Origin of the sequence: Kosakonia sp. S57, assembly GCF_016516575.1 — a bacterium.
GTDB classification, from domain to species: Bacteria; Pseudomonadota; Gammaproteobacteria; order Enterobacterales; family Enterobacteriaceae; genus Kosakonia; species Kosakonia cowanii.
Window position 1 is genome coordinate 1 of the sequence record NZ_JACVUL010000021.1, and the last position, 15,380, is coordinate 15,380.

Consider the following 15,380-nt stretch of genomic DNA (forward strand, 5'->3'; position numbering starts at 1 on the left):
TGGTAGTGTGGGGTCTCCCCATGCGAGAGTAGGGAACTGCCAGGCATCAAATAAGAAGAACCCCAGCCTCACGGCTGGGGTTTTTTGCTTTCTGCGCGAAAAAAACACCCAATAAAATGGCAAGTAGCGCTTAAACAGCCTTTTTCTGCGCTAACCACTGCAAGACAAACTCCGCAACTTTCTCAATATCATTAAGATCCAGCACCGGTACAGACAGCGCCAGCTCAACATCGCTCGCAACCGCGATCGTATGTTCATCTATCGTTAACTCATCAATGTCATGCCCACAATCTGCGCGCCAGAGCAGGATCTTAGGCACCGGTTCATGCTTAAAGCCTTCGACAAGCACCAGATCCAGCTTTGTCGCATCCATCCTGCTGACCAGCCAGTTAAGATCCAGCTCAGTTTCATCAGGGGTTTCCGTCATTAATGCCCATCGTTGGCTGCTGGCGACCAGCGTCTGTGCTGCGCCTGCCTTACGTAACTCATAACTATCCTTGCCCGGCGTATCAACATCCATATCATGATGAGTATGCTTGATTAAGCCGGGACGAATGCCTCGTGCGCACAGCGCCGGAATCAGCTTTTTCAACAGTGTCGTCTTACCCGTTCCGCTCCAGGCCGCCACCGCAAGTAATGGTATCATCATCTCTCCTGCCAACGCGCCAGATCGTCAGGCGTATTCACATTGGCGAATGCCGCGCGCCGATCGCTGAAATCTATCGCATGCCCGCCTGCTTCACGCATAAACATCATTACCCTGCGTTCACCTTGTGCCAGCCACGCTTCCAGCTGCGATGAAAGGTCCTGATGAAGCAGAGCAATCACTGGGTGGTCGCGTTCGCCATCATGTACCCACACTGCCGGAGCCTGACCGCGGCCGGCCAGTAAACGCGATAAGAGATCGTCCGGAATATAGGGCGTATCACAGGGACAAAAGAGGAACCATTCGGCTTCGCACTGTTGCAAAGCAGCCAACATCCCTGCAAGCGGGCCCGGGAAGTCACGTAGAGTGTCCTCAATGACCGGCAGGCCGCTGAGGCGATAGGTATCAAGATTGCGATTGGCGCTGATTGCCACGCTCTTAACCTGGGATGCTAATCGCCCGGCGACATGTTGCCAGAGCGGTTTACCGTTGAGCTCCAGCAACCCTTTGTCTTTGCCCGCCATACGTGACGCTTTGCCGCCAGCCAGCACGACGCCGAGTACTGCACTGCTATCCTTCACCAGTAACGCCTCTTTTATTGTGGGATTGACCCTGCTAACGTGTCGGAACACAAAATAAGGAGCAGATACATGAAATGTAAACGCCTCAACGAAGTTATCGAACTTCTCCAGCCAGCCTGGCAGAAAGAGCCAGAACTCAATTTAATGCAATTTTTACAGAAACTGGCGCAAGAGTCAGGTTATGAGGGCGAACTGGCCGATTTAAGTGATGACATCCTGATCTATCATCTGAAAATGCGCGACTCGGCAAAAGACGCAGCAATCCCTGGCATTCAAAAAGATTACGAAGAGGATTTCAAAACCGCGTTACTGCGCGCCCGCGGCGTGATTAAAGAGTAAAACCTTGTAAGAGGAGCCACCGAAAACGGCCCAAAATGATATCCTGAATCATTCGTCGTATTTTCGGATCCCAGGATGACCTGTAACGCTTTTACTTTCCAGACGCTTCACCCGGATACCATCATGGATGCGCTTTTCGCGCAGGGGATCCGGGTCGATTCCGGCCTCACTCCGCTTAATAGCTACGAAAACCGTGTTTATCAGTTTCAGGACGAAGATCGCCGCCGCTATGTCGTGAAGTTCTACCGCCCGCAGCGCTGGTCAGCGGAACAGATACGCGAAGAGCATCAGTTTGCGCTCGACCTGCAAGAGAATGATGTGCCGGTCGCTGCACCACTCGCGTTTAATAATGAAACCTTACTCACCCACCAGGATTTCCTCTTTGCCGTTTTCCCGAGCGTTGGTGGCCGCCAGTTTGAAGCGGACAATCTCGATCAGATGGAGTGGGTTGGCCGCTACCTTGGTCGTCTGCACCAGACCGGCCGTCAAAAGCGTTTTACCCATCGTCCTGACATGGGCGTTAACGAATATTTGCGCGAGCCGCGCCAGCTTTTTGAGACCACCTCGCTAATCCCGGCAAGCTTAAAAGAGGCGTTTTTGAGCGCAGTTGATAAGCTTATCGATGCCGTTATGGCGCAGTGGCATAATCGCGCCAACGTGCTGCGTCTGCATGGGGATTGTCATGCCGGGAATATTCTCTGGCGAGATGGCCCAATGTTTGTCGACTTAGACGATGCGCGTAATGGCCCGGCGGTACAAGATTTATGGATGTTGTTGCACGGTGATAAAGCCGAGCAGCGCATGCAGCTGGAGATGATCGTCGAAGCCTACGAAGAGTTTTGTGAGTTTGATACCGCGGAGCTTGCCCTGATTGAACCGCTGCGCGCCATGCGTCTGGTCTACTATCTGGCGTGGCTTATCCGCCGCTGGGACGATCCCGCGTTTCCCAAAAATTTCCCCTGGTTGAACAGCGAAGATCACTGGCGCAATCAGACGCACATTTTTCTTGAACAGGTGAAGGTTCTGCAAGAACCCCCTTTAGCATTAACCCCCATGTATTAAACGGAGAGAGTTGACCATGAAGAAGATTTGGCTGGCGCTGGCAGGAATGATTCTGGCATTTAGCGCTTCGGCAGCAGATATTACCGAAGGTAAGCAGTACAACACGCTGGATAAGCCGGTCGCCGGTGAACCGCAGGTGCTGGAGTTCTTCTCATTCTATTGCCCGCACTGCTACGACTTTGAGCAGGTCTGGCACGTCTCCGAAGCGGTGAAAAAGAAACTGCCGCAGGGGACAAAAATGACCAAATACCACGTCGAGTTCCTGGGGCCGTTGGGCAAAGAGATGACGCAGGCCTGGGCGGTAGCGATGGCGCTGGGCGTGGAAGATAAAATCAGCTCTCCGATGTTCGAAGCGGTACAAAAAACGCAGACTGTTCAAACCGTTGCTGACATTCGTGACGTATTTATCAAAGCCGGCGTGAAGGGCGAAGAGTATGATGCTGCCTGGAACAGCTTCGTGGTGAAATCACTGGTTGCCCAGCAAGAGAAAGCTGCGGCCGATCTGCAGTTGCAGGGTGTACCCGCAATGTTCGTCAACGGTAAATACCAGATCGATCAACGCGGTATGGACGGCAGCAGCCTTGATGCGTTTGTGAAAAGCTACGCTGATACGGTGAAGTTCCTGGTTGAGAAGAAGTAAAGATAACGCCGGTCACTGACCGGCGTTTTTACAGGTGGCTTTGATGGCGTCTATACGTTCATCTTTAGCGAGCCATAACCCATTCAGCCATTGCTGAAAGCTGCGCTTAAAATTCTTGTCATTAATATAATCGCCATGCAACCCATCGTGAACCGCCAGCAAATCAATACGCACCACGATACGCGTCAATTTGCCGCTGAGCATATCGAAAAAGGGCGTGCGATCGTTCTCCGGGTAGCAAAGCGTCACATCCAGCATTTTGTCGAACTGTTTACCCAGAACGTTTAACGCCATCGCGATACCCGCCGCTTTTGGCGGCAACAGATGCTTAAACGAAGAGCGTGTCTGACGCCGTTTCTCTTCTGTAAAACGCGATCCTTCAACAAAATTCACCATTGTCGTCGGATGCAGGCGAAACTTCTCACATGAACGGCGCGTTGTCTCAACATCCTTGCCCCGTCTTTCAGGATGCCTCAACAGATAACTTCGTGAGTAGCGGCGCATAAAAGGCATATCCAGCGCCCAGCACGCCAGGCCGATAAAGGGCACCCAGGCGAGTTGCTGCTTCAGGAAGTACTTGTTCATCGGGATCTGTTTGCGGAACAGGACACACAGCACCACGATATCTGCCCAGCTGTGGTGGTTACAAATAAGCAGATACCAGTTTCTTTTATTCAATCCCTCCAGCCCCTGAATATCCCATTCCAGCCGGGGATTGAGGCGTAGCAGCCAGTAGAGGCCTTCGCACCAGCAAGCCATCATCACATTACAGAATGCAGAGATCGCCCGCCAAAAACGCGGGATCGGAATAAGCAGTTTTATCAGGCCGGCGATAATAATCGGCACGGAGCAAACAACAGTAAGCAGGATGGTTAACAGAACGCTAAAAAAGAGCGTAATAACCGCGGGTAGTCTCGACATGATTAAATATTTCAAAAAGTTAGCAGCAAAATGCTCGCTAAAAGGTGTGCAAGGCGCAGATTTTATCAGAAAAGCGAGAGCGGCAATGGGGAAACCTTATTCAGCGCTTTTGATAGATAGTAAAGAAGAATGCAATGCCCTTTTTCTTCTATCCACACAGAGCAGATTATCGCCAAAAAGCAACATCGATCCTTTTTATCTTCTCAATATATTGATTTTAATGGGTTTGTATATTTTTACGATCCACGAAAAGCCACAAAAATCCAGCCAATTAAAAACTGTGCACAAACTTATCCACAGGATGTTTCTGCGAGGGATCCCGACGATCGCGAAATCTTTTCCGCCATTTACCGGGAAAAACTCATGTTTTCATCCTGTCTGTGGCATCCTTTAGCGTAAATTGAAAAAACAGGCATGGATATCATGGTTCAGATCCCCGAAAACCCACTCATTCTTGTTGACGGCTCCTCTTACCTCTATCGCGCGTATCATGCGTTTCCACCTCTGACCAACAGCGTTGGGGAACCCACCGGCGCAATGTACGGCGTGTTGAATATGCTGCGCAGCCTGTTGCTGCAGTATCAGCCGACGCATGTCGCAGTGGTGTTTGATGCGAAGGGTAAGACGTTCCGTGATGAGCTGTTCGAACATTACAAATCCCACCGCCCGCCGATGCCGGACGATCTGCGTGCGCAGATTGAGCCGCTGCATGCAATGGTGAAAGCGATGGGTCTGCCGCTGCTGGCGGTGTCGGGTGTTGAAGCGGATGACGTTATCGGCACGCTGGCATGTGAAGCAGACAAAAAAGGGCGTCCGGTGCTGATCAGTACCGGCGACAAAGATATGGCGCAGCTGGTGACGCCGAACGTCACGCTGATCAACACCATGTCCAACACCATTTTGGGGCCGGAAGAGGTCGTTACCAAATATGGCGTGCCGCCAGAGCTGATTATCGACTTCCTCGCGCTGATGGGCGACTCCTCCGATAACATCCCAGGTGTACCGGGCGTGGGTGAAAAAACCGCGCAGGCGCTGTTACAAGGGCTGGGCGGTCTCGACTCGCTCTATGCCGCGCCGGAAAAAATTGCCGAACTGAGCTTCCGTGGTGCGAAAACCATGGCGGCGAAGCTGGAGCAGAATAAAGAGGTTGCCTACCTCTCCTACCAGCTGGCGACCATCAAAACCGATGTTCCGCTGGAGCTGACGAGCGAACAGCTTGAAGTTCAGCAACCGGCCACCGAAGAGCTGGTGGAGCTCTTTAAGCGTTACGAATTTAAGCGCTGGACGGCGGATGTCGAAGCCGGAAAATGGCTGCAGGCGAGAGGAAGCAAGCCAGCCGCGAAGCCGCAGGAGACGATTGTGGTAGAAGCGGAGCCCGATATCCCGACGGCTATCCTCTCCGCTGAAAACTACGTCACCATCCTTGATGAAGAGACGTTGCAGAGCTGGATTGGCAAACTGAAAAGCGCGGCGCTGTTTGCCTTCGATACCGAAACGGACAGCCTGGATAACATCAGTGCCAATCTGGTCGGCATCTCCTTTGCTATCGAACCGGGCGTGGCGGCCTATGTACCGGTTGCCCATGACTACCTTGATGCGCCGGATCAGATCCCGCGCGACCGCGCGCTGGAACTGCTGAAACCGCTGCTGGAAGATGAAAAGCTTCTTAAAGTGGGCCAGAACCTGAAATACGATCGCGGCGTGCTGGAAAATTACGGCATCGAACTGCGCGGTATCGCCTTCGACACCATGCTTGAGTCCTACATCCTCAATAGCGTTGTTGGCCGTCACGATATGGACAGCCTCTCTCAGCGCTGGCTGAAGCACAAAACTGTGACCTTCGAAGAGATTGCCGGGAAAGGTAAAAATCAGCTGACCTTCAACCAGATTGCGCTGGAAGAGGCCGGGCATTACGCGGCGGAAGATGCTGATGTCACGCTGCAACTCCATCTGGCGATGTGGCCAGAGCTACAACAGCACGCCGGCCCGCTGAATGTCTTCCAGAATATTGAAATGCCGCTGGTGCCGGTCATTTCGCGCATCGAACGCAACGGCGTCAATATCGATCCGGCTGTGCTGCACAAGCACTCTGAGGAGCTGACCCTGCGCCTGGCGGAGCTGGAGCAAAAAGCACATGAGATCGCGGGCGAAGCGTTTAATCTCTCGTCGACTAAGCAGCTGCAAACTATTCTGTTTGAAAAACAGGGCATTAAACCGCTGAAGAAAACTCCGGGCGGCGCGCCGTCAACCTCAGAAGAGGTGCTGGAAGAGCTGGCGCTGGATTACCCGCTGCCAAAAGTGATCCTGCAATATCGCGGTCTGGCGAAGCTTAAATCGACCTACACCGATAAGCTGCCGCTGATGATCAACCCAAAAACCGGGCGCGTACATACCTCTTACCACCAGGCAGTGACCGCGACCGGGCGCTTGTCCTCTACCGATCCCAACTTGCAAAACATTCCTGTGCGTAATGAAGAGGGACGTCGTATTCGTCAGGCCTTTATCGCGCCGAAAGATTACGTCATCGTCTCTGCCGACTACTCGCAGATCGAACTGCGCATCATGGCGCACCTCTCACGGGATAAGGGCTTGCTGAAAGCGTTTTCTGAAGGTCAGGATATTCACCGCGCAACGGCGGCGGAAGTGTTTGGCCTGCCGCTGGATAGCGTAAGCAATGAACAGCGCCGCAGCGCGAAAGCGATCAACTTTGGTCTGATCTACGGCATGAGCGCCTTTGGTCTCTCGCGCCAGCTCAATATTCCGCGCAAAGAGTCGCAGAAGTATATGGATCTCTACTTCGAGCGCTATCCTGGCGTGCTGGAGTATATGGAGCGTACCCGCGCGCAGGCGAAAGAGAACGGCTATGTTGAAACGCTCGATGGTCGCCGCCTCTATCTGCCGGACATCAAAGCGAGCAACGCTGCCCGCCGTGCGGGTGCCGAGCGCGCGGCGATCAACGCCCCGATGCAGGGCACCGCAGCAGATATCATCAAACGTGCGATGATCGCCGTCGATGCGTGGTTACAGCAAGAGAAGCCGCGCGTGCGGATGATCATGCAGGTACACGATGAACTGGTGTTCGAGGTGCATAAAGAGGATATCGAGGCGGTCACGAAGAAGATCCATGAACTAATGGAGAGCAGTACCCAACTCGATGTGCCGCTGCTGGTGGAAGTGGGAAGCGGGCCAAACTGGGATCAAGCGCACTAAGCGTGCGGCAGGAAAGGGACTTTTCTGTAACTAAGCAACATAACACGGCGTTTTTGTGACAATCATTAGAATTCCGTATGTAAAAGTTGAAAAGAAATTACAAAAAGTCCTTTTTCCAGATCCAAAAAGGGAGTAGAGTTATTCGCGTAGGGTACAGAGGTAAGATGTTCTATCTTTCAGACCTTTTACTTCACGTAATCGGATTTGGCTGAATATTTAGCCGCCCCAGTCAGTAATGACTGGGGCGTTTTTTATTGCGCGAAAGAGAGCAATAAAGCGCAGCGGACGCCGCGCCAGAAGGGTTATTCGCCGGCGTCTTCTGTTGCTGGCGCAATGGATGAGAACCAGCTATCCAGCTTCTCGCGCAGTTTATCCACGCCCTGTTTTTTCAGCGACGAAAACGCTTCAACCTGCACATCGCCGTTAAAGGCAATTGCCGCTTCCCGCACCATCGTAACCTGCGCTTTACGCGCGCCGCTGGCGAGCTTGTCCGCTTTGGTCAGCAGCACCAGCACAGGGATCTCGCTTGCTACCGCCCAGTGGATCATCTGCTGGTCGAGATCTTTTAACGGATGGCGGATATCCATCAGTACGACCAGCCCCTTCAGGCACTGACGTTTCTCCAGATATTCACCCAGCGCGCGCTGCCATTTGATTTTCATCTCTTCCGGCACTTCGGCATAACCGTAGCCGGGCAGGTCGACAAGGCGTTTGCCTTCTACGACTTCGAACAGGTTGATTAGCTGGGTACGGCCCGGCGTTTTAGAGGTGCGCGCCAGGCTCTTTTGATTGGTTAGCGTATTGAGTGCGCTCGATTTTCCGGCGTTGGAGCGGCCAGCGAATGCCACTTCAATGCCGGTATCGGCGGGTAAGTGGCGAATATCAGGCGCACTGGTGACAAAGTGCGTCTGTTGGTAATTCAGGTTAGTCAAAACGGTCGTCTCCATCGTTAAAGCATGCGGGGATTATACCTGAACCCACGTAAAAGACTGTTTTTCTCGCATCATTCCTCTTTGTAGGTGATTGCCGCGCGCTTTGTAGGATATTTGCCCTTTATACGTTGCGAACTTTCGGAGTAGTTGCAGGTTTAAAAATAGTCAATAATAATTAAATCAATGATTTAGTTTTGTGGAATTCTCTTAATTTATCGTTTGTAAGGGTATTCATACTTGTCTCTTTCTCTGAGACAGGTAAAGTAACGCCCCGTAGCAGGACGCTTTACAGGAAAGGATAACTCACGGATTGAGGGGTCGGGAGCGCCAGGAGGCGAAGACCAGAGGAAAACGTCAGGAGACGTTCACAAGGAGAGGGACCGCAACACGGAGTGTTGATGCTAATGGAAAAACAGGGCACGTTGACAGCAAACAGGGAACGTAGAGCCCTTTACGGGTCAGGGTCAAGAAAAAAGGCGACAGTTTACACTGCCGCCTTTTTTCTTTGCTTGCTTTCTGCTAGATTCCGCCGCAATTCTATACTGATGAAAAACCACCTAAGACCCCTATGATGAAAAAACCGTCTACCCAACCGCGCGGCAAAGTGCGCCGTAAAACCCGTGAAGAGTTGAACCAGGAAGGCCGCGAACGTAAGCGTGATAAACGGCATCGCGGCAACGCTTCAGGCAGCCGCGCGAACGGTGGCGATAACGCTTCAGGCTCCGGCAAGGGCAAAGCGCAGAAAGATCCGCGTATTGGCAGTAAAACACCGATTCCGCTGGGTGTTACCGACACGCCAGTCACTAAGCAGCACAAACCGAAGAGTGAGAAACCTATGCTTTCACCGCAGGCTGAATTAGAGATGCTGGAAACGGATGAGCGCCTGGATGCGCTACTTGAACGTCTTGAAGAGGGTGAAACCCTGAGCGCCGACGAGCAGAAATGGGTTGATGCCAAACTGGATCGTATTGATGAGCTGATGCAGAAGCTCGGCCTCTCCTACGATGATGACGAAGAAGAAGAGGAAGAGGAGCGTAAGGAAGATATGATGCGTCTGCTCAAGGGCGGCAACTAATCCTTTCTTATGGGGCTTCCCGTCCTGCTTATAACCCTTCCGGTTATATGTTATCTGGTGTGGTTATTCGTTAAACTACAGCGGTTGTCGCGGCGCAAACAGTGGCTGCGCAACCGGCTGATACCCCAAAAAGGGATCGGCCCAGGCCGCCGGTATCGCCAGCGGCGTCATCGGAAGGAGTAAGCAATGTCTGAGCACGTCATCGACTGGGATCTGGCCCTGATCCAGAAATATAACTATTCCGGGCCGCGTTATACGTCCTATCCCACCGCGCTTGAGTTTTCTGACGCCTTCGGCGAAGCGGATTTTCACCGCGCCGTGGCGCGTTATCCTGAACGTCCGCTTTCGCTCTACGTTCATATCCCGTTTTGCCACAAGCTCTGCTACTTCTGCGGCTGCAATAAAATTGTTACCCGCCAGCAGCATAAAGCCGATCAATACCTCGATGCGCTGGAGCAGGAGATTATCCACCGCGCGCCGCTGTTTAAAGGCCGTCACGTCAGCCAGCTGCACTGGGGCGGCGGTACGCCAACCTATCTCAACAAAGCACAGATCAGCCGCCTGATGGCGCTGCTGCGCGGCAACTTCGCCTTTGATGCCGAGGCGGAGATCTCCATCGAGGTCGACCCGCGCGAAATTGAACTGGATGTGCTCGACCATCTGCGCGGGGAAGGGTTTAACCGCCTTAGCATGGGCGTGCAGGATTTTAATAAAGAGGTGCAGCGGCTGGTTAACCGTGAACAGGATGAATCGTTTATCTTTGCTCTGCTTAACCACGCGCGCGATATCGGCTTTACCTCGACCAATATCGACCTGATCTACGGCCTGCCCAAACAGACGCCGGAGAGTTTTGCCTATACGCTGCAACGCGTCGCTGAACTCAGCCCCGATCGCTTAAGCGTCTTCAACTATGCGCATCTGCCGACGCTCTTTGCTGCCCAGCGTAAAATTAAAGATGCGGATCTGCCTTCGGCGCAGCAGAAGCTCGATATCCTGCAGCAGACCATCTCCTCGCTGACCGCATCCGGATATCAGTTTATCGGCATGGATCACTTTGCCCGTCCGGATGATGAGCTGGCGATTGCCCAGCGCAACGGCGTGCTGCACCGCAACTTCCAGGGTTACACCACTCAGGGCGACAGCGACCTGCTGGGCCTTGGCGTCTCTGCCATCAGCATGATTGGCGACAGCTATGCGCAAAACCAGAAAGAGCTCAAACACTACTATCAGCAGGTTGATGAGCAGGGAAATGCGCTGTGGCGCGGCATTGCGCTGACCCGCGATGACTGCATTCGCCGGGATGTGATCAAGGGGCTTATCTGTAATTTCCGTCTCTCATTCAGCGATATTGAGCGCGCCTGGGATCTCGATTTCAGCGACTACTTTGCAGAGGATTTGCAGCTGTTAGCGCCACTGATTAAAGATGGGCTGGTGGAGAGGGATGAGCAGGGGCTTCAGGTAACGGCGAAAGGGCGTCTGTTGATTCGCAACATCTGCATGTGCTTCGATGTCTATCTGCGCCAGAAAGCGCGGCTACAGCAGTTCTCGCGGGTGATTTAACAGGCCTGCAAAAGCACCAGGCCTGTTAAACCGCTAGCTAAACAGCCCGACCAGCGTTGCACAAAGCAGCGCTGCGACAGCCGTTTGTGGCGTATGGCTGGCAGAGGCGCCAGCCGTAACCAGATGAATGAACGATTCCAGCATGATAACCCCCCCTGAACGCGCAAGATCATACTGCACTGCGACGAACAGTAAAGCACAAAATAGCAGCACTTTTCGCGGGCGGATCGCGCTTTACGTTTACTCCATTCCCAGCTCTTTTAACTTACGCGTAAGGGTATTGCGCCCCCAGCCGAGCAGGCGTGCTGCTTCCTGCTTATGCCCCTGAGTGTGGCGCAGTGCGGTGGTCAGCAGGGTACGCTCCATCTCCGGTTGCGCTTCAGAGAGCAGGTTTTGATGACCGGAACGCAGCGCGCGATCGGCCCACTGCGCGAGCAGCGTCGCCCAGCTGTCCGGCAAACTCTGCGACGGGCTGTCCGGCACCGTGGCTTCAAACAGCTCACTGGGCAGATCCTGAATCAGCACTTCCTGTCCTGCCGCCATTACCGTTAACCAGCGGCAGGTGTTCTCCAGCTGGCGCACGTTGCCTGGCCATGCCAGACGGGTCAATGCCGCTTCGGTTTCCGGATGCAGCAGCTTCGCTTCCACACCCAGTTCACGGGCAGCGTCCTGTAAGAAGTGGCGCGCCAGACGCGGAATATCTTCCCGGCGTTCGCGCAGCGGCGGCAGATGCACACGGATAACATTCAGGCGGTGGAACAGATCCTCCCTGAATTTCCCCTCCTGCACGCGCAGCTCCAGGTTCTGATGCGTCGCCGCAATAATACGCACATCGACTTTCACCGGCGCGTAGCCGCCCACGCGGTAAAACTGCCCATCGGCGAGCACGCGCAGCAAACGCGTCTGCACATCGAGCGGCATATCGCCAATCTCATCAAGAAAAAGCGTGCCGCCGTCGGCCTGCTCAAAACGCCCCTGACGAATGGTGTTAGCGCCGGTAAAGGCCCCTTTCTCGTGGCCAAACAGCTCCGATTCAATCAAATCTTTCGGGATCGCCGCCATATTGAGCGCGATAAACGGCGCTTTGACGCGCGGGCTGTGGCGATGCAGCGCATGGGCAACCAGCTCTTTCCCGGTGCCGGACTCGCCGTTAATCAATACGCTGATCGATGAGCGCGACAGACGGCCAATAATGCGAAACACATCCTGCATCGCCGGCGCTTCGCCGATGATATCGGTGGTCGGGCCGAGAGCCTGCACATTGCGCGGCTGCTGCTGCTCCTGGTAGTGGCTGATAGCGCGCTCAACCAGCGCCACCGCTTCATCAATATCGAACGGTTTAGGCAGGTAGTCGAATGCCCCCTGCTGATAAGCGCTTACCGCCGCATCCAGATCCGAGTGCGCAGTCATAATGATGACCGGAAGCATCGGATGGCGCTGCTTAATCTGTTTTAACAGTGCCAGCCCGTCCATACCGGGCATACGAATATCCGAAAGCAGAACATCCGGCGTTTTGGTGGTCAGCGCATCAAGCACTTCATTGGCACTTTCAAACGTTGTACAACTCAAGCCTGCCCCGGTGAGCGCGCGTTCAAGCACCCAACGGATGGAGCTATCGTCATCCACGATCCAGACTATCCCTCGTTGCATAAACACCTCTACTTCCGAATAGGCAGGAATACCGAGAACTCGGTATGGCCTGGCCAACTGGTAAATTCAATTTTGCCTGAGTGTTGATCAATCAGGCTGCGTGCAATCGATAAGCCAAGCCCGGTGCCACCTTCGCGGCCGCTGACCATCGGGTAAAACAGCGTGTCCTGCAGATGCTGCGGTATACCCGGGCCGTTATCCTGCACATCGATTCTTGCTGCCAGGCGATAACGTACGCCGTGCAGCGTTAACTGGAACGCGGTGCGGGTGCGCAGAATAATTTCGCCGCCCTCCGGCCCTAATGCCTGAAGCGCATTGCGCACGATATTCAGTAAAACTTGCTCGATCTGGTCAGGATCGTGCGCCAGCTCCGGCAAACTGGGATCGTAATCGCGAATTAGCGTGACGTTAGCCGGCAGCTCCATCGACACCAGATTGACCACGCGCTCGGCCACTTTATGGATGCTTTCAGTAACGTGCATACCCGGTTGCTGCGGCCCTAACAGGCGATCGACCAGATTGCGCAGGCGGTCGGCCTGCTCAATGATCACTTTGGTATATTCCAGCAGCGACGGGTCGGGCAGGGCTTTGCTTAATAGCTGTGCCGCGCCGCGCAGGCCGCCAAGAGGGTTTTTGATCTCATGAGCCAGGCCGCGCACCAGATCGCGCGCCGCCACCTGTTGAGCATGCTGAAGCTGCTCCTGGCTTAAACGACGCTGGTTATCCATCGGCGCCATTTCCAGCAGCACCAGCCCGTCCGGCAGGCGTTGCGCCGTCAGGGAGAGAATATGCGAGCGCCCGTCGATAACCAGCGTCACTTCGTTATCGGTAAAGCCCTGGCCTGCATGCAAACTTTCACGCATCAGGTCGATATTGAGGGAGAAGTAGCTCAGCAGTTCCGGCAGCGGGGTGCCGAACAGTTTGCGCGAGCTTTGCGCCAGCAGCTGTTGTGCTGCGGGGTTGGCGTAGTGTACCGCCAGGTCGTCATCAACCAGCAGGATGCTGTTGATCAAAGAGTTGAGGATCTGCCCAGCATCGGGCAGCGCGCCGCTTGCCATGTAGCAGTCTCCCGGAGATATGCACCAATTTTGTGCAGTATAGCGTTATAGAAAGAAAAAGCGCGTGAGATCAGGTTGTTGTCGGCGAAAAAAGCCCATCGTGTGATGGGCTAAAGTTTCCACGGCAACTAAAAATTCTCTGGCTGATTTCTCGCCGCCAACTGACTGTGACGAGAAATCGGCCGAGTATTAATAACGTAATTAAACGCTGTAATAGAGTTCGAACTCTACCGGGTGCGGCGTCATGCGAACGCGGTCGTTTTCTTCAATGCGCAGCGCGATATAAGCATCGATAGCGTCGTCGGTGAATACGCCGCCGGCGGTCAGGAACTCGCGGTCAGCGTCCAGCGCGTTAAGCGCTTCTTCCAGGGAGCCTGCAACCTGCGGGATCTCTTTCGCCTCTTCCGGCGGCAGATCGTACAGGTTTTTGTCCATTGCTTCGCCCGGGTGGATTTTGTTCTTAATACCATCCAGACCTGCCATCAGCAGCGCGGCAAAGCACAGGTACGGGTTCGCAGCCGGATCCGGGAAGCGCACTTCGATACGACGCGCTTTCGGAGACGCAACAACCGGAATACGGATAGAGGCAGAACGGTTACGGGCGGAGTAGGCCAGCATAACCGGTGCTTCGTAACCCGGGACCAGACGCTTGTAGGAGTTGGTAGTCGGGTTAGAGAGGGCGTTGATCGCTTTAGCGTGTTTGATTACGCCGCCGATGTAGTACAGCGCCATCTCAGACAGGCCAGCGTATTTGTCGCCAGAGAACAGGTTGGTGCCGTTCTTGGAGAGAGACATGTGGCAGTGCATACCGGAACCGTTATCACCGAACATTGGTTTCGGCATAAAGGTCGCGGTTTTACCGAAGCGGTGCGCAACGTTATGTACCACATATTTGTAAATCTGAATTTCGTCCGCTTTTTTGGTCATGGTGTTGAAGCGGGTTGCCACTTCGTTCTGACCCGCAGTCGCCACTTCATGGTGATGCGCTTCGACGACCAGGCCCATCTCTTCCATCACCAGACACATGGTGGAACGCAGATCCTGAGAGGAGTCTACCGGCGGAACCGGGAAGTAACCGCCTTTCACAGCCGGACGGTGACCTTTGTTACCACCTTCATATTTGGTGGTGGTGTTCCATGCGCCTTCGATATCGTCGATAGCAACGCTGGAACCGGAGATGGAGCTGCCGAAACGCACGTCGTCAAACAGGAAGAATTCCGGCTCTGGCCCGAACAGTACGGTGTCTGCCAGACCGGTGGAGCGCAGGTACTCTTCAGCGCGTTTGGCGATGGAGCGCGGGTCGCGATCGTAGCCCTGCATGGTGCCTGGCTCGAGGATATCGCAGCGAATAATCAGCGTAGACTCTTCGTAGAACGGGTCAATGACAGCGGTAGTGGCGTCCGGCATCAGCACCATGTCGGATTCGTTGATGCCTTTCCAGCCACCAATCGAAGAACCATCAAACATTTTGCCTTCTTCGAAGAAGTCAGCGTTTACCTGATGGGCTGGGATCGTGACGTGCTGTTCTTTACCTTTGGTATCTGTGAAGCGCAGATCGACAAACTTCACTTCGTGCTCATTCAGCATCGTCAAAACGTGTTCAGCGGACATACTTAAACTCTCCCGGGATTGTCATTGTCGTCGTGGTAACGAGGTCTTCTAATTACTACGTAAATCTGGCGTAGTTGCCGTACAATGGATAAGCG

15 protein-coding genes are annotated in these 15,380 nt (G+C 53.9%); 7 read left to right on the forward strand and 8 right to left on the reverse strand.

Annotation, left to right across the window (positions count from 1 at the left end; translation table 11 throughout):
* Positions 1 to 130: 130 nt before the first annotated feature.
* Together mobB and mobA are read right to left on the reverse strand one after the other, a co-directional pair.
* Positions 131 to 646, reverse strand: coding sequence for a molybdopterin-guanine dinucleotide biosynthesis protein MobB (gene mobB, locus IAE48_RS18435; RefSeq protein ID WP_200135258.1), 516 nt, complete (start codon positions 644 to 646; stop codon positions 131 to 133).
* Positions 646 to 1,230, reverse strand: coding sequence for a molybdenum cofactor guanylyltransferase MobA (gene mobA, locus IAE48_RS18440; protein ID WP_200135257.1), 585 nt, complete (start codon positions 1,228 to 1,230; stop codon positions 646 to 648). The genes mobB and mobA overlap by 1 nt, the downstream gene beginning before the upstream one ends.
* 66 nt (positions 1,231 to 1,296) lie before the next feature.
* Between mobA and IAE48_RS18445 the strand changes: the two genes are divergently transcribed.
* The 3 genes from IAE48_RS18445 (at position 1,297) to dsbA (ending at position 3,268) form a co-directional block, all read left to right on the forward strand.
* Entirely contained in the window at positions 1,297 to 1,566 is a 270-nt protein-coding gene (locus IAE48_RS18445) for a YihD family protein (RefSeq protein ID WP_023479302.1), read from the forward strand.
* Between the two features lie 75 nt (positions 1,567 to 1,641).
* Entirely contained in the window at positions 1,642 to 2,628 is a 987-nt protein-coding gene (locus IAE48_RS18450) for a serine/threonine protein kinase (RefSeq protein WP_200135222.1), read from the forward strand.
* A 16-nt stretch (positions 2,629 to 2,644) separates the two neighbouring features.
* The gene (gene dsbA / locus IAE48_RS18455; protein ID WP_042716840.1) at positions 2,645 to 3,268 is read left to right on the forward strand and encodes a thiol:disulfide interchange protein DsbA; all 624 of its coding nucleotides are present in this window, start codon (positions 2,645 to 2,647) and stop codon (positions 3,266 to 3,268) included.
* Positions 3,269 to 3,280: 12 nt separating this feature from the next.
* On the opposite strand, the gene IAE48_RS18460 is transcribed toward dsbA, so the two are convergent.
* A complete protein-coding gene (locus IAE48_RS18460; RefSeq protein WP_200135223.1) occupies positions 3,281 to 4,189 on the reverse strand; it encodes an acyltransferase in 909 nt (302 codons plus the stop codon).
* On the opposite strand from IAE48_RS18460, the gene IAE48_RS18465 reads away from it, so the two are divergent.
* Together IAE48_RS18465 and polA are read left to right on the forward strand one after the other, a co-directional pair.
* Positions 4,188 to 4,583: a hypothetical protein gene (locus tag IAE48_RS18465; protein ID WP_200135224.1), complete on the forward strand. Its 396-nt coding sequence runs from the start codon at positions 4,188 to 4,190 to the stop codon at positions 4,581 to 4,583. The two genes, IAE48_RS18460 and IAE48_RS18465, sit on opposite strands and share 2 nt — an antisense overlap.
* Positions 4,584 to 4,612: 29 nt before the next feature.
* Positions 4,613 to 7,399, forward strand: a complete 2,787-nt coding sequence (gene polA / locus IAE48_RS18470; RefSeq protein ID WP_200135225.1) for a DNA polymerase I — start codon at positions 4,613 to 4,615, stop codon at positions 7,397 to 7,399.
* Between the two features lie 302 nt (positions 7,400 to 7,701).
* On the opposite strand, the gene yihA is transcribed toward polA, so the two are convergent.
* Positions 7,702 to 8,331, reverse strand: coding sequence for a ribosome biogenesis GTP-binding protein YihA/YsxC (gene yihA, locus IAE48_RS18475; RefSeq protein WP_023479300.1), 630 nt, complete (start codon positions 8,329 to 8,331; stop codon positions 7,702 to 7,704).
* A gap of 571 nt (positions 8,332 to 8,902) precedes the next feature.
* On the opposite strand from yihA, the gene yihI reads away from it, so the two are divergent.
* Positions 8,903 to 9,406 (forward strand): Der GTPase-activating protein YihI, encoded by a 504-nt coding sequence (yihI, locus tag IAE48_RS18480; RefSeq protein WP_042712325.1) that lies wholly within the window; start codon positions 8,903 to 8,905, stop codon positions 9,404 to 9,406.
* Between the two features lie 186 nt (positions 9,407 to 9,592).
* Positions 9,593 to 10,966 (forward strand): oxygen-independent coproporphyrinogen III oxidase, encoded by a 1,374-nt coding sequence (hemN, locus tag IAE48_RS18485; RefSeq protein WP_200135226.1) that lies wholly within the window; start codon positions 9,593 to 9,595, stop codon positions 10,964 to 10,966.
* A 33-nt stretch (positions 10,967 to 10,999) separates the two neighbouring features.
* Here the strand turns inward: hemN and IAE48_RS18490 are convergent, their stop codons facing one another.
* The 4 genes from IAE48_RS18490 to glnA all read right to left on the reverse strand — a co-directional run bounded on the left by IAE48_RS18490 (position 11,000) and on the right by glnA (position 15,285).
* Entirely contained in the window at positions 11,000 to 11,110 is a 111-nt protein-coding gene (locus tag IAE48_RS18490) for a YshB family small membrane protein (RefSeq protein WP_094192975.1), read from the reverse strand.
* A gap of 96 nt (positions 11,111 to 11,206) precedes the next feature.
* Positions 11,207 to 12,616, reverse strand: a complete 1,410-nt coding sequence (glnG, locus tag IAE48_RS18495; RefSeq protein WP_023479374.1) for a nitrogen regulation protein NR(I) — start codon at positions 12,614 to 12,616, stop codon at positions 11,207 to 11,209.
* An 8-nt stretch (positions 12,617 to 12,624) separates the two neighbouring features.
* The gene (glnL, locus tag IAE48_RS18500; RefSeq protein WP_023479377.1) at positions 12,625 to 13,674 is read right to left on the reverse strand and encodes a nitrogen regulation protein NR(II); all 1,050 of its coding nucleotides are present in this window, start codon (positions 13,672 to 13,674) and stop codon (positions 12,625 to 12,627) included.
* A 201-nt stretch (positions 13,675 to 13,875) separates the two neighbouring features.
* Positions 13,876 to 15,285 carry a glutamate--ammonia ligase gene (gene glnA, locus IAE48_RS18505; protein WP_023479289.1) on the reverse strand — a complete coding sequence of 470 codons (1,410 nt, stop codon included), beginning with the start codon at positions 15,283 to 15,285 and terminating at the stop codon, positions 13,876 to 13,878.
* Between the last annotated feature and the right edge of the window lie 95 nt (positions 15,286 to 15,380).